We start from the raw sequence: 13,828 nt of genomic DNA, 5'->3' as shown, positions 1-13,828 counted from the left end.
CCCTCACCCGTCGCCCGCTGGCCCTCTGCCGATCAAGTGCTTGATGTCCTGCTTCATTTCTTTCAGGTCATCGTCTCGCGCCTTCAAGGCTTGCTCAAGCAAGGCGATCTGTCTTTCATTAGTGATGACACGGCGGATCAGCCAGAGAACACCGCCAATTATGGTGCTGAACACGCCTGCTAAAAACTTCTCAGTGTCGATGTTCAACGACGCCCCCTAATTGCGCTAGAGATTGCTTGAGCCGTAGCGACAAGCCCGCCCGATCCGAAGATTGAGGCAACGATAGTGTCGACATACGGTTTCACCGATGGCGGGTAATCCGCAATGGACCATGAAAACCCGCCGATCGTGTCCAATGTGATCAAGGCAAACCATATGCCGGCTGAACCAGACCAAAGACACCAGACAAACCAGAACACGCGATAACGCCTTGCGTCTGCCCGCTCTTCTGCCGCTGTTTCTGCGTAACGGGCTAAAGCGCTGGCCGCGATATCCCCGCGCTTGGTTTCATTGCTGACATAGTGGTCAACGCTCCCCATGATCCGATCGAACGGCCCGGAGAAGATCAGCTTAAAGAGCTTCAACATCACTCCACCTCACGGCCAAACAGCGTGTTGAACCGGCGTTGCCATACGTCCCGATACCGCCAGCCAAACCAGACCAGCGCCAGAGCAACAACAGCCAGTGCAATGAAGCCCCAAGGAAGGCCGGTAAAGAACGCACCAAGGGTAGACACCACGGAAAGCCCCCGCCCTGTGTGAGCGTTTCCTTTGTAGCAACGGCGTCACGTCTGAGTTGCGCAAGTGTTGCCGGTCCAATAATCCCGTCATTGGTCAGGTGCGGGTGCGTTTTCTGGTAGGCCAGAACAGCCGCCTTTGTGCGCCGTCCCATCCAGCCATCAATTGCGCCAGGATCAAACCCGAACCGCTTCAACGCCTCTTGAGCCTCTTCAACAACTGGATCTGGTTGGGGTGAAGGCTTGGCTGTCTCTTTGCGCTGGACGCCCTCACCTATCCCGGCATAAACGCCAGTCAGGAACAAATGCGCCTCTTCTTCGCGGCGACGAACCAAACCGGCAAGCTTGCGGCCTCCCGCCTTGTTGTAGTTCTTCGCCCAATGATTGGCCGCTGCCTGATGCTCGCCAGCCTTCCAGAGCTGGAATGCTTTCCACGTTACAAACTTCGGCCCTAGGTTGAAGACGGCAGAAACAGCGGCGTCGAACTCGTGCTGCTTTGCGCCTTTGGGCATCGCCGCTTTGACTGGCGGTTCGTATTCCCCCTTAAGCGCGGCTTTCAGAACTTTCTTGTTCTGATCGCGGGTGATCCGGTCACCGGGTTTAAGCTTGCCCCCCCAAAACTCCCGAAACACCCCGCTTCGATTGGTAAAGCCGGTTCCGATAGTCAAGACGCCTGCCGGGTCCAGATAAGCGCGCGCAACAAATCCTTCATGGCCCTCAATGAAGGCCACGCCGTTTTTACTTACATGCATGGAATTGCCCCTTTCAGGAACGAAAAAACCGCCCGAAGGCGGTCCAGATCAAAGTAGCGGTAAAGAGCATCCAACTTCGCGGCGGGGAGCAACCACGGGCAATCAGGCAGCGCCTAAACTCAGCCGAAGCAAACCCAACGTCATAGCCACGTTTCAGAAATTCATCATGGAGAGCCGCAGCGGGGAGCACTTGGCGGTCGTAGGGGCTTTGTAGCCATTCCAGAAGCCAAGGAACCGAGATATCGAATGCTGTCCCGGTTTCCAGTGTGATTTCGTGGCCTGAGTGTTTCTTGCCAATCTCCCATGTCAGTGGTGCGTTGAGCCTGTAGAGCTTTCGTGTAATGGGAACACGGGAGAACTGGTCGAAGTTCGAAAAGCTGGACATGGATCAGGCCGTCGAGAGCCACTGCTTTAGAGCCGCCGCTGCTTCCGCTTCTGACGCTTCGAGGATAGCGGCGACCTCTTCCGCAGTTTCTGCCGCCTTGATGGCTGCATCGGTTCGCTCTTTCAGATCATCCGCTTGACCGATCAGATCATCGAAGGTTTCTGCCTTCTTCAAAATCAACTTGGCAAAAGCATCAAAGACCATATCGCGGCGGTCCGCGCCACCTTGAATGATCCGCTTCTGTTTTTCGCTGGCTGTACCTTCCAGATACTTTTCAGCGGCAAGCGCCTTGCGCGGCCAAGAGTGCATCTCTTCATCGCTGGCATTACCTGATAGCTGTCGCAGTGTTTCCGCATGGCGTTGTTTGACGACTTCAATCGCTTCGGATTTGACTTCATCAAGGGGGCGGACAGGTGCAACGAAACTTCCGTCTGCCTGTTTGACAAAACCCGGCTCATAGTTTTGGTCAGTAACCAATAACGTCTCACCGCGTGTTGCCAGATCAGCCTCATCGACCGGCCCACTTAATGTTGAGAGAATTTTACCGTCTGTGATGATGTAGTAATTCAAGACTTCCTCCCAACTACGATATAGGCAATTGAACGGTAATATTTTGCGCCGTTATGCATAGCTGCTGTTCTGCCCGCACCTGTTCGGGCAAAAGCCATCGAATAACTGGAATTGTTCGTCCCCGCAGCGCACCAAAAGAAATCGCATTCGCTCTCGGCAAACCCGGCAGGTAGCGGGATAACGTAATTATTCACGTTGAACACATGCCCTGTAAGCATCACAAAGTCAGAGCTGTTTTGCTTCTCTGCGACTTGAGCCTCCAGCGCATCTGCTTTGGAAACAACAGCATTGAGCGATGCAACATAGGCCAGCGCCTGTACGGTTTCCGGGTCATCAACCGTATCCGCTGCCTTGATGTACCAATCGACAGCAAGGGATTTGACGCGGGTTTCCGAGGCTGTACGAACTCCGGGGACCGCTGATGCAGGTCCTGTCAGAGGGTGAGTTTCATTACTGTTGATTTTCACTGAGAACTGACCCGGTATTTTCACCGAGAATTGACCCACCTTTAGTTATGCGTCGTGGTCTATGACGCGGTCAATGTTGGGGTCTCCTTTCTAGTTTTCTTTGTATCCTTGGAACTGGCTTTGAAGCGGTAGCTGTCGTTGCCTGTTTCCAAGATGTGGCAGCGGTGCGTGAGGCGGTCTAAGAGAGCGGTGGTCATCTTTGCATCTGTGAAGACCTGCGCCCATTCTGAGAAGCTAAGGTTGGTTGTGATGATGACGCTTGTGCGCTCGTAGAGCTTGCTGAGCAGGTGAAAGAGCAGCGCCCCACCTGATGAACTGAACGGCAGGTAACCGAGCTCATCCAGGATGACCAAGTCGACTTTGGTCAGCATATCAGCGATTTTCCCAGCCTTGCCAATCGCTTTTTCTTGCTCCAGTGCATTGACCAGCTCCACTGTTGAGAAGAACCGAACCTTGCGCCTGTGGTGTTCGATCGCCTGAACGCCGATTGCTGTGGCGGTGTGGCTTTTGCCCGTGCCGGGCCCACCGATCAGAACGACATTCTCGGTGTTTTCGATAAACTCACACCGGTGTAACTGCCGGACTTTCGCTTCGTTAATTTCACTGGACGCAAAATCAAAGCCGGTGAGGTCTTTGTATGCAGGGAAGCGGGCGACCTTTGTGTGGTAAGCGATGGATCGAACCTCTCGTTCCGCCATTTCAGCCTTGAGCAGCTGTGATAACATCGGGGTCGCGGCTTCAAAGGCTGGGGCACCTTGGGCGACCAGGTCTTCGACGGCATTTGCCATGCCATAGAGCTTGAGGCTGCGCAGCATGATGACGATAGAGGCTCCGGCTGGGTCATGACGCATGGCGCTTCTCCCCAGCCTGTCTCAGGCCATCGTAACGATTTAGATTTGCCTCGGGCGTGGTTTGCAATGCCAAGGCGTCCGGTGGGTCGACTTCTGGATGTTCCGTCGGCTTACGGTCGATCAACCGGTGTAGAAGGTTCAGGATATGCGTCTTGGTTGGCACACCCGCTTCCAGCGCCTTGTCCACGGCGCGTAACACGTCCTCTTCGTTATGCTGCAGAACCAATGAGAGGATGTCGACCATTTCCCTGTCACCCCCCTCCTTGCGTAACATGCGTTCCTGCAGCCGTTGGAAGGCTTCCGGCATCTCGGTGAAGGGCGCGCCATTGCGAAGGGCGCCAGGTTTGCGCTGAATGACAGCAAGATAGTGCCGCCAGTCATAAACAACCTTGCCTGATTTGCGGCAGGACCGATCAATGAGCCGTGCATGTTCACAAACTGTTTGCCCTTCGGCCACAACGACCAGTCGGTCAGGGTAGACATGCAGGCTGACACGGCGGTTCGCAAAGCTGGCGGGCACGCTATACCTGTTGCGTTCGAATGTGATCAGGCATGTGGGAGACACTCGCTTGCTATGTTCGATAAATCCATCGAAGGCCGGCGGCAGAGCCATCAGCATTGGCTTCTCAGCTTTCCACACATCGGCGAGAGACCCCGGCAAGGCTTTGTGCGGCGTCTCCGCCCAAAGGGCGATGCACCGATCTTCAAGCCATTGGTTCAGTTCAGCCAGATCTGCAAGGACGGGCATGACCTGCCAAAGCCGATTGCGCGCGTCCTGGACGTTCTTCTCGACCTGGCCTTTCTCCCAACCTGAAGCCGGATTGCAGAACTCAGGCTCAAAGACGTAGTGGCTAGCCATCGCCTTGAAACGGACGTTGATGTCCCGCTGCTTGCCTTTGCCGACGCGATCAACCGCTGTCTTCATATTGTCATAGATCCCTCGGCCAGGAACGCCGCCAAACACGCGGAACGCGTGCCAATGGGCGTCAAACAGCATCTCGTGCGTTTGCAGCAGGTAAGCCCGGACCAAAAACGCCCGACTGTGTGACAACTTGATATGCGCGACCTGAAGCTTCAGTCGCTCGCCGCCAATATTGGCCCAGTCTTCACTCCAATCAAACTGGAAAGCTTCGCCGGGCTGGAAGATCAGAGGCACAAATGTGCCGCGCCCTGTCGTCTGTTCCGCCCGCTGCCGGTCCGCACGCCACGCACGGACAAAGGCCGCCACACGTTCATAGGAGCCATCATACCCTAACTGCACCAGATCCACGTGCATCTGTTTGACGGTTCGACGCTCTTTGCGCGACTTGCGCGTCTGGGCCACAAACCAAGAAGACAAACGGTCCGCATACGGATCAAGTTTGGTTGGTCGCGGCGGGGTTTTGAACTTCGGCTCAACAATGCCCTCGCGCAGATACTTCTTCACCGTGTTGCGAGATAAACCCGTGCGACGGGAAATCTCTCTGATTGGCATTTTGTCACGCAATGCCCAGCGTCGAATGACACTCAAAAATCCCATGTCGATCACTCCATATCCCCCGAGCCAAAAACGTCGGGGTAGTGTGTTCACATGGGTCAGTTCTCAGTGACAATTTATGGGGCCACCGGGTCAGTTCTCAGTGAAAATCAACAAACGACAGCCTTAAATTGCTGTCGCACATCTTACGCGGCCTTGGGTACGAAGTTCGAGCCGGGACCAGCGCCGAAATAGGTCTCAAATCGATAAAGGCGTCCGCGCCAGATTTGATACTCCTTGATGTCGTGATGCCTGGAATGGGTGGATTGGAACTTTGCCGAATATTGAAGGAAAGCCCGCAATATCGGCACATTCCAATCATTTTCCTCAGTGGACGGATTACCCCTGAAGACAAGGTTCAGGCCTTTTCCATTGGTGCCAGCGACTACATTGAAAAACCATACAATGCTCAGGAAGTGGCGGCTCGACTTAATGTTCACCTTGGTCTGGAAGCTGCAAGGCGTGCCCAAAACGCCCGTTCTTCCCTGCTTGAACAGCTCCTTAAAGAACGCATTGTTGCTGAAAAACAAAAAGAAGATCAAACGGCAATGCTCGTTCACGACCTTCGCTCTCCGCTACAGATCATTTCTGGCGTTCACGAGCTCGTATTGGCAAACCAGAAAATCTCCAGCGACCCCGGGCTGACCGAAAAACTTGAGAGAGCTCAAATCAGCTTAAGCCAAGCCATCGGCTTCGTTGATGACATGCTTGAGGTCAGTAAAATCAAAACGGGTAAGATGCCAGTTCAGCTGGCTCCGATGAAGGTGACTGAGCTGTTCCAGCAAACCGCGGAAATCCTCGGACGAGACCCCCTGTTTGAGTTCGAACAGTCGGAACACTCGGTTTATGCAGACAGCCAATTGACCAATCGCGTGCTTGCCAACCTGTGTTTCAACGCCAAAAAATATGCTGGAGAACATGGGCAGATTAAAATCTCGGTTCAAAAAGACTCTGATCAGGAAGTGATCATCAGTGTCCGAGACAAGGGTCCTGGTATTCCAGAACCGGAGAGAGAGCGGATATTCGAACAATTTTATCGAATTCCGGAACACAAAAAGCCCGGCCTAAAGGCCTCCGGTTTGGGATTGGCCTTTTGTAAACAGGCCGTAGAAGCCCAAAACGGGCGCATCTGGGTGCAAAATCACGCAGCTGGTGGAGCCGATTTTCAAGTCGCCCTGCAACGAACTGCGGCACTTTAACAAAAAGGCGAATGACGTTGCTTCTGCGCACGCTCATTCGCCTGACACTCCGGAATTCCCTTAAGACATTATTGCTCGACTACAGAGCGTTTTTCATTGCCTACGCCCATAAGTCACTCCGTGATATAGATTTTGTCGTTTTTTCTTCTGACCTCTTTACGCTTACTTTCAGCAGCGATTGAAAAGGCAAATCTCTTGCCAACAAATGAAATAGCATAGGGAACTGCAAAAGCGGCCATAGTTGCTAGAATGAGCCTACCAAGCATAACTTCGCCCTCGTTCTCCGCAATAACCGCATAGTGAAGGGCAAGAATGACAGGGAATGAGATCGCAATCTCAACAAGCGTCATTTGAAATGACGCTAGCCAAGAGAACCGACTGTCTGGAAGGCGTTCGCAATCCTCATAGTATTGACTCCCTGCATCTGTCGCTGCCAGACACGCAGGAACTACCGTCAACCATAATATATCCGAAGAATAGTCCACCCCTGCGTACGTCACTACAAGAGCCGTTATAATTATACTGAGCCAACTCGCTAAAAAAAACAAAGAAAAACGCGTTAGCTTTTTTATGGAAATCATCACTCCACCTCTCTTTTACACCACCATTACAACTACCGATTATCTCGACTGAAAACGTCATCTGTTTTCGATAATTTCTTTAGATAATTGGGATTTTTATCTTTTGCGCTTTGATCCGAGACTTGGGATAACTTAGGGGTTCTGCTCTTTGTTCTGCTGGGTTTGGGCAGCTATTGCAGCGTGTAGAAAAAGCGTTTTCTTGCCCCACAGCGACACCCAAAAAACGAACAGTGCTCCAATCAATGCCAATGGAAGCAAAAAGGACCAATGTCTGAGTGGTTCCATTCCAAACGTTAAGAAAAAAAGTCCGGTCAAAACTGGTAATGCAATTGCTATTTCCACTAGCGTCATCCGCCACGAAGCCACCCAAGCTTCTTTTGCATCCGGCACTTCTTGATAATCCTCAAAGTACATTTTTCCTACATGCACGGTTGCCACCAACACTGGGACCAACTGAATAGCGCTCATTGGAATTTTGATGTTGAAGACAAGTGCCACGAGAAACATGAAGGCGATTAATCCAACAATTGTCGCGATGTAGACCAGCGCAAACCAAGGCAAATTGACTGAATTTTTCATCGTTAAATCCAAAAAAGAAAATCATCAGGCTCCTATCGAGCCCTTGGCAAATAAGAGGCGAATGACGTTGCTTCTGCGTACGCTCATTCGCCTGAAATGTCATGGTTCCTGACAGGCTTCTGCCCTGTCAGATCGCGCGTCCGGCACCCCGCCGCCGGTCGACGCAGATGGCAGATCAATGCATTGACAACCATTCACGCGCAGAGCGCTGCGCTTCTGCAATTTCTTCGCGGGTCATTTCGTCGGAAATTTCCTTGCGGTACTGAACGGCGGCCTTGTTGCCCTTCAATGCGGCAATGTTGAACCACTTGTGTGCGGTCACCAGATCTGTGAAGCCGTTGCGGCCGCATGCACTGTCCAGACCCATTTGAAAGAGAATGTCGGCGGACATCTGGCTTTCGCCAAAGCCTGCAAGTTCTTCTGAATGTACTTCGTAACGAGCCATTGTGCTCTCCCCTGTTTACTTTGCCTTTTCGGCGTATCCCCGAAACGCTGACTGACAAACTTACGTTGCGTTTCTTGAAGATATATTCGGGAAAGCGATTAAAGGGCCGGTTAAATAATGTGCTTAACACAAGACGAACAATTACTTATCAAATATTTTACTTCATTATTTGGTAATAATAACGGACCGATTTTCTCTGATTTTTCAGCACGCATTGACTCAATTTGCTTTTTAGCTAGCAAGCTTCTATTTACCCTGGATTCTTTTGGGCGATTTTTTGCTTGTTTGCAGGTGTGTATTTGACCCCGCAACGGCAGTTTTTGAAAAAAATCTGACGGCCTGACGTAGGGACACGTCTTTTCAGCCCGCAAATTAGCCGATAGCTTCCGTTAACGGAAACTATTTTCCGCCGGGAGGAACATATGAAACTGAAACAAACCGCTATGTTTTTTGCCGTTGGCGCAGCCCTGCAATTGGCAACCCCAGCCTTCGCGGCTGATGCAAATGGTACCTGGGCGCGGCCAAACGGAGCGTCCCAGATCAAGATCTACTCTTGCGGGGCAAACCTGTGTGGCAAGATTGCGTGGCTGAAAAGCCCGCGCAACGACACCCAGAACCGCGATGCGTCCAAACGGGGCCGTCCACTGGTTGGTGTGCAGATTATTCGTGGCATGAAGCCAACCAAAAAGGCGGGCCAATGGAAGGGTAAGCTCTATAACGCCGAGGATGGCAAGACCTACACCGGCTATGTTCAGCTTAACGGTGCAAATAAGATGAAGTTGGAAGGCTGCGTTCTTGGTGGCCTCATCTGCAAGGGCGAAACCTGGTCGCGTGTGAAGTAAACCCCGCCCCCCTTAAAATTGACAATTTCTTCCCTCGTTTGATTAACTGGCTGTGGTTTTAAGTCATTCATTAAACGAGGGAGGATTTCATGCCCGCAAAGATCTAGGCGCTGGCGGAGGGCGATAGCTGGTTCAACCTACCAGACTTTCCTATTGGACTTCCGATTGTTGGTGGGGTTGATACTGACTTGGTGCGCAGCTTGCGTAAACGCGGCCATACCATCGACAGCATCGCCCATTTTGGCGATACGCTTACCCAGATCGCAGCGGCCGGAGACTATAAGTCAGCATTGGAGAAAACCAATTATGACGTCTTTCTCCTGTGTGGCAGCGGAAATGACCTTCTTGGCGGCGGAGACCTCTACAGGCACTTAAGGGTCTACGACAAGGATCGGGAACCGGAAGATTATCTCAAAGCGTCCTTTTTCACTAAACTCGCTCACATGGAAACGCTCTACTGCGAGATTATTGAGGAGACTCTTGAGCACTCCCAAAACGGTGACATAAAGATCCTGAGCCATGGATACGATTATGCATTTCCGCAAAACGGATACTGGATCGGTAAGCCGATGGCGCGTCAAGGAATACTTAAGCAAAAACTTGGCAAGAAAATCGTCGTCGTGATGATAGACCACCTCTATGGCATGCTGCGCCGAGTCAAGTTCCAGTATCCGGGCCGCTTTGACTATGCGAATTTCCGGGGCATTGTCGGATCACGTTGGCATGACGAGCTTCACCCGAAGAAAAAGGCCTTTAAGGACCTCGCCAAAAAGTTGGAAAAGAAGTTCTAGAAGACATTTTTTTGGGGCAGCTAGCGGCATCGCTAGTTGCCCTAATCATTTACTCTGCCTAACGGGCACGCTGACCAAAAAGCACGCTTTGCGCATTCTTGTCAGTGTCGAGCGCAAACTTTTCACGCTCTTCCTTGCCCACTTTCAAACCGGCTTGCACCGCAGGGCGGGCGTCCAACGCTTCTTTCCAGCGTTTGACATTGGGAAATTCCTCCAGGTCCGTGCCCTGACGCTCCCACCCCTGGGCCCAGCCAAGGATAGCCATATCTGCAATGGTGTATTCGCCGGCCGCCACGAAATCTCGTCCTTCCAGGCGTTTGTCGAGTACACCGTAGAGCCGGTGGGTCTCGTTAAGATAGCGGTCCATGGCATAGTCGATCTTTTCCGGTGCGTAGATGCGGAAATGGTGGTTTTGACCAAGCATGGGCCCGAAGCCGCCCATCTGCCACATCAGCCACTCTTCCGTTTCCACACGGGCTCGCTCATCGCTGGGATAAAACTTGTCAAACTTGCGGCCCAGATACTGGAGAATGGCTCCGGATTCAAAAACCGAGATCGGTTCTCCGCCCGGCCCTTCCGGGTCGACGATCGCTGGCATCCGGTTGTTTGGAGCTATTTGCAGAAACTCCGGCTTGAACTGATCGCCTGTGCCAATGTTCACAAGCTTCAAGTCATAGGGAACGCCAAGCTCCTCAAGCAAAATGGAGACTTTCCAGCCGTTCGGTGTCGGCCAGTAGTGAAGTTCAATCGGTTTGGTCTGCGTGACGGACATTTTGTGCTCCTCCCGGTCGGCTTTCGCCGTTTGTCGCGCTCTAATCACTTAATCAGGTAAGTGACACGACCTGCAACTTCAACCTGCATCTGCCCCCAGACTGTTACACCTTCGGCATTTGTTGAGTGGCACAATGGATGCCGCCGCCGAGTTCGCCAAGTGGATCGATATTGAGCTGCACCACCTCGCGGTCAAGGTAATGTCGCTGTAACGCCTCCTTGGCGATGGCGTCGGTTTCCGGGTCTCCGAACTGCGCCGAGATTACACCGCCATTGCAGACATAATAATTGGCATAGGAGGCTACGAATTCTGGGCTGCGTACCCGTCGCTTGTGCGGCTCGGGGATGACTTCGACGTCCAGTCCAGCTTCAACGACGACATCATATGTCTGCAGCGCGGCCTGATGGAACGGATCATCTACATCTGGTTCATCCGGCAGATTGATCAGCACCCGGCCCGGCCCGGTGAAGCGGGCAAGACTGTCTATATGATAATCGGTGATGTCTTCGCCCCAGACACCGTCACTCCAAATCATTCGATCTGCGCCGTAGGCTTTAAGAAGACGCGCTTCAATTTCCTCCCGTGACAAGCCGGGATTACGATTGTCATTCACCCACGAGCTTTCATGTGCCAATAAAAGGCCGTGACCATCCTGCTCTACGCCGCCCGCTTCACCTTTCAGATCTGAGGGAACCAGCGGCACCCCAAGACGGACCGCAACTCGCTCGGCAATCTTGGCATCACGGGCATGAGCCTGCTTTTCGCCCCGGCCGTTGAACTGAATGTGGCTGGCAATGCGCTTCCCTGCCCCGTTAATGGCGAACAGCGGACCGGCGTCCCTGCACCACAGATCTTCTGTCGGGATATCCCACAGCTCGACGTCTGACGAGACCTGACGTTTGATCCGCGCATGGTCGCTCTTGTCAGCCATGAGCACAACTGGCTCAAAATCCGCTATCGTATTTGCGATATCCGCAATGGTCTGCTGCGTCATCTCCAGAAACACGGGATCGGCATAGACCTTCCGGCTGACCGGCCACTGCATGAACGTCCACTCATGCGGCACTTCCTCGGGCGGCACATGAAAGCCGCTCGGCGATACGGCTACACCGCGACCGCTCACCAGAGCACTTATCCCCATCACCGCTCCTCCCAAGAGCACGTCTCGCCTGTTCATGTGATAGTTCCGGCTTGTTGATGGATTGAGCGCCGTTGGCGCAGCTGATTTCTGGATTCCAGATCAGCGCACAGCCTTGCTGCGCTTGTCTGCCTTGACGATAACCGGAGGGTTTAAACTGCGCTACACCAGCATCTTCTTGTAGCCAAGGTGGCTTTGGTCATAGCCGAGGCGACCGTAGAAGTGGTGCGAGCCTTCACGCTCCTTGTTGGACGTCAGCTGAACCATGCAGGCACCCGCTTCCTTGGCGAGGTCTTCGGCATAGTCCATCATGATCCGGCCAATGCCTTTGCATTGCTGATCCCTTCGGACATGAACACTTTCCAGCTCAACGCGCGGACGCCCCTGAAACGCCAGACCTTTCAGGAAGTGGATCTGGAATGTGCCAACAACCTCTTCGCCCTCAAGCGCCACATAGATGTCCATCTCGGGTGCATTCTGGAGCGCTTCAAATGAGGGGCGATAGTCCTGCCAGTTCGCAAACTTCTTGTCTTTGCGTACACTCGTTGCGCCTGCATTGATGATAGCAACGATGGCTTCGAGGTGATCTGCGTTGGCTTTTTGGATTTGGATGTCCGGCATATTCAATTCCTAATTTTACAAAAAAAGAGGCCCGCTTGCGCAGGCCTCCTTGCATTCAATCAGCGGTCTTCAAACCAATCACTCCACGCCGATCTTCTGTTTCAGAAGGTCGTTCACGGCTTGTGGGTTAGCTTTGCCTTTTGAGGCTTTCATGACCTGACCGACGAACCAACCAACGAGGTTTGGCTTTTCCTTGGCCTGCTGAACCTTGTCCGGGTTGGCGGCCATGATTTCGTCGACGATGGCTTCAATCGCGCCAAGGTCGGTCACCTGCTTCATGCCGCGATCTTCTACGATCTGTGCCGGATCACCGCCTTCGGTCCAGACGATTTCGAACAAGTCCTTGGCGATCTTGCCAGAGATCGTGCCGGCTTTGATCAGATCAATGATCGCGCCCAATTGTGCGGCGGACATCGGGGAGGTCTCAACGTCCTTGCCTTCCTTGTTCAAGCGGCCAAAGAGTTCGTTAATCACCCAGTTCGCGGCCAGTTTCGCGTCGCGACCCTTTGCCACCTCTTCGAAGAAGTCAGCCGAGACCTTTTCGATGATCAGAACATCGGCGTCATATTCGGTCAGGCCGTAATCCTTGACGAAACGAGCCTTTTTGTCGTCCGGAAGTTCGGGAAGATGCTGGGCCAGCTCGTCGACATAAGCTTGGCTGAATTCCAGCGGCAGCAGATCCGGGTCCGGGAAGTAGCGATAGTCGTGCGCCTCCTCCTTGGAGCGCATGGAACGGGTTTCGCCCTTCACGGCGTCAAACAGGCGGGTTTCCTGATCGATGGAGCCACCATCTTCCAGAATAGAGACCTGACGGCGCGCTTCATATTCAATCGCCTGACCGACAAAGCGGATGGAGTTGACGTTCTTGATTTCGCAGCGTGTGCCAAAACCTTCGCCCGGACGGCGCACGGAGACGTTCACGTCAGCGCGCATGGAGCCTTGGTCCATGTTTCCGTCACAGGTGCCAAGATAGCGCAAGATGGTGCGCAGCTTGGTTAGATACGCCTTGGCTTCGTCTGACGAGCGCAGGTCCGGCTTGGAGACGATTTCCATCAGGGCAACGCCAGAGCGGTTCAAATCCACGAAAGACATGGACGGGTGCTGATCGTGCAGCGACTTGCCGGCATCCTGCTCCAGGTGTAGACGCTCGACGCCGATTTCCACGCGGCCCTCTTCCATATCCAGCAGGATGATGCCCTCGCCAACGATCGGCTGCTTGAACTGGGAAATCTGATAGCCCTGCGGCAGATCCGGATAGAAATAGTTTTTGCGGTCAAAGACAGATTTCAGATTGATCTCTGCCTTCATGCCGAGGCCGGTGCGGATCGCCTGACGCACGCATTCTTCGTTGATAACCGGCAGCATGCCGGGCATGGCCGCGTCAACCAGCGAAACGTTGTCATTCGGGTCCTTGCCGAACTCAGTGGAAGCGCCGGAAAAGAGCTTTGCTTCAGACGTGACCTGAGCATGCACTTCCATGCCGATTACGATTTCCCAGTCGCCGGTCGCGCCCTTGATAAACTTCTTCGGATCGGGTGTGCGGGCTTCGACAAGTGTCATTGCGTCTTCTGTCCTGTTGTTTT

At 53.2% G+C, this 13,828-nt stretch carries 18 protein-coding genes; 3 read left to right on the top strand and 15 right to left on the bottom strand.

Annotated elements, in window-relative coordinates:
• Positions 1-3: 3 nt before the first annotated feature.
• The 8 genes from TRICHSKD4_RS22995 to istA are packed head-to-tail and all read right to left on the bottom strand — an operon-like array spanning position 4 to position 5,280.
• Entirely contained in the window at positions 4-207 is a 204-nt protein-coding gene (locus tag TRICHSKD4_RS22995; RefSeq protein ID WP_009469391.1) for a hypothetical protein, read from the bottom strand.
• On the bottom strand, positions 204-587 hold the full coding sequence (locus tag TRICHSKD4_RS22990) for a hypothetical protein (RefSeq protein WP_040617359.1): 384 nt from the start codon (positions 585-587) through the stop codon (positions 204-206). The genes TRICHSKD4_RS22995 and TRICHSKD4_RS22990 overlap by 4 nt, the downstream gene beginning before the upstream one ends.
• A complete protein-coding gene (locus TRICHSKD4_RS22985) occupies positions 571-1,488 on the bottom strand; it encodes a glycoside hydrolase family protein (RefSeq protein ID WP_009469389.1) in 918 nt (305 codons plus the stop codon). The genes TRICHSKD4_RS22990 and TRICHSKD4_RS22985 overlap by 17 nt, the downstream gene beginning before the upstream one ends.
• Before the next feature lie 13 nt (positions 1,489-1,501).
• The gene (locus tag TRICHSKD4_RS28580; RefSeq protein ID WP_009469388.1) at positions 1,502-1,873 is read right to left on the bottom strand and encodes a DUF1353 domain-containing protein; all 372 of its coding nucleotides are present in this window, start codon (positions 1,871-1,873) and stop codon (positions 1,502-1,504) included.
• 3 nt (positions 1,874-1,876) lie between these two features.
• On the bottom strand, positions 1,877-2,443 hold the full coding sequence (locus TRICHSKD4_RS22975; protein WP_009469387.1) for a hypothetical protein: 567 nt from the start codon (positions 2,441-2,443) through the stop codon (positions 1,877-1,879).
• Positions 2,440-2,910: a hypothetical protein gene (locus TRICHSKD4_RS31355; protein WP_040617358.1), complete on the bottom strand. Its 471-nt coding sequence runs from the start codon at positions 2,908-2,910 to the stop codon at positions 2,440-2,442. The genes TRICHSKD4_RS22975 and TRICHSKD4_RS31355 overlap by 4 nt, the downstream gene beginning before the upstream one ends.
• A gap of 59 nt (positions 2,911-2,969) precedes the next feature.
• A complete protein-coding gene (istB, locus tag TRICHSKD4_RS22965; RefSeq protein ID WP_009469385.1) occupies positions 2,970-3,761 on the bottom strand; it encodes an IS21-like element helper ATPase IstB in 792 nt (263 codons plus the stop codon).
• Complete coding sequence (gene istA / locus TRICHSKD4_RS22960) at positions 3,751-5,280, bottom strand: IS21 family transposase (protein WP_139052042.1); 1,530 nt, start codon at positions 5,278-5,280, stop codon at positions 3,751-3,753. Before istA ends, istB begins: the two co-directional genes overlap by 11 nt.
• A gap of 128 nt (positions 5,281-5,408) precedes the next feature.
• Here istA and TRICHSKD4_RS22955 point away from each other — a divergent pair, with 128 nt between their 5' ends.
• Positions 5,409-6,476, top strand: a complete 1,068-nt coding sequence (locus tag TRICHSKD4_RS22955; RefSeq protein WP_009469384.1) for an ATP-binding protein — start codon at positions 5,409-5,411, stop codon at positions 6,474-6,476.
• Positions 6,477-6,589: 113 nt separating this feature from the next.
• Here the strand turns inward: TRICHSKD4_RS22955 and TRICHSKD4_RS30395 are convergent, their stop codons facing one another.
• From TRICHSKD4_RS30395 to TRICHSKD4_RS22940, 3 genes are all read right to left on the bottom strand, one after another.
• Positions 6,590-7,057 (bottom strand): ABZJ_00895 family protein, encoded by a 468-nt coding sequence (locus tag TRICHSKD4_RS30395; RefSeq protein ID WP_247642857.1) that lies wholly within the window; start codon positions 7,055-7,057, stop codon positions 6,590-6,592.
• Between the two features lie 132 nt (positions 7,058-7,189).
• Complete coding sequence (locus TRICHSKD4_RS22945; protein WP_009469382.1) at positions 7,190-7,636, bottom strand: ABZJ_00895 family protein; 447 nt, start codon at positions 7,634-7,636, stop codon at positions 7,190-7,192.
• Between the two features lie 175 nt (positions 7,637-7,811).
• Complete coding sequence (locus tag TRICHSKD4_RS22940; protein ID WP_009469381.1) at positions 7,812-8,081, bottom strand: hypothetical protein; 270 nt, start codon at positions 8,079-8,081, stop codon at positions 7,812-7,814.
• 422 nt (positions 8,082-8,503) lie between these two features.
• Between TRICHSKD4_RS22940 and TRICHSKD4_RS22935 the strand changes: the two genes are divergently transcribed.
• Positions 8,504-8,923, top strand: a complete 420-nt coding sequence (locus tag TRICHSKD4_RS22935) for a DUF2147 domain-containing protein (protein ID WP_009469380.1) — start codon at positions 8,504-8,506, stop codon at positions 8,921-8,923.
• A 200-nt stretch (positions 8,924-9,123) separates the two neighbouring features.
• A complete protein-coding gene (locus TRICHSKD4_RS22930; RefSeq protein WP_139052260.1) occupies positions 9,124-9,714 on the top strand; it encodes a hypothetical protein in 591 nt (196 codons plus the stop codon).
• Between the two features lie 58 nt (positions 9,715-9,772).
• On the opposite strand, the gene TRICHSKD4_RS22925 is transcribed toward TRICHSKD4_RS22930, so the two are convergent.
• From TRICHSKD4_RS22925 to gatB, 4 genes are all read right to left on the bottom strand, one after another.
• Complete coding sequence (locus tag TRICHSKD4_RS22925; protein ID WP_009469378.1) at positions 9,773-10,486, bottom strand: glutathione S-transferase N-terminal domain-containing protein; 714 nt, start codon at positions 10,484-10,486, stop codon at positions 9,773-9,775.
• Positions 10,487-10,589: 103 nt separating this feature from the next.
• The gene (locus TRICHSKD4_RS22920) at positions 10,590-11,663 is read right to left on the bottom strand and encodes an agmatine deiminase family protein (protein WP_040617355.1); all 1,074 of its coding nucleotides are present in this window, start codon (positions 11,661-11,663) and stop codon (positions 10,590-10,592) included.
• A gap of 123 nt (positions 11,664-11,786) precedes the next feature.
• Complete coding sequence (locus TRICHSKD4_RS22915; protein WP_009469375.1) at positions 11,787-12,245, bottom strand: GNAT family N-acetyltransferase; 459 nt, start codon at positions 12,243-12,245, stop codon at positions 11,787-11,789.
• 78 nt (positions 12,246-12,323) lie between these two features.
• Positions 12,324-13,805: an Asp-tRNA(Asn)/Glu-tRNA(Gln) amidotransferase subunit GatB gene (gene gatB / locus TRICHSKD4_RS22910; RefSeq protein WP_040617500.1), complete on the bottom strand. Its 1,482-nt coding sequence runs from the start codon at positions 13,803-13,805 to the stop codon at positions 12,324-12,326.
• Between the last annotated feature and the right edge of the window lie 23 nt (positions 13,806-13,828).

Origin of the sequence: Roseibium sp. TrichSKD4 (assembly GCF_000148725.1) — a bacterium.
Taxonomy (GTDB): Bacteria; Pseudomonadota; Alphaproteobacteria; order Rhizobiales; family Stappiaceae; genus Roseibium.
This window is presented reverse-complemented; position numbering and strand designations above follow the sequence as displayed.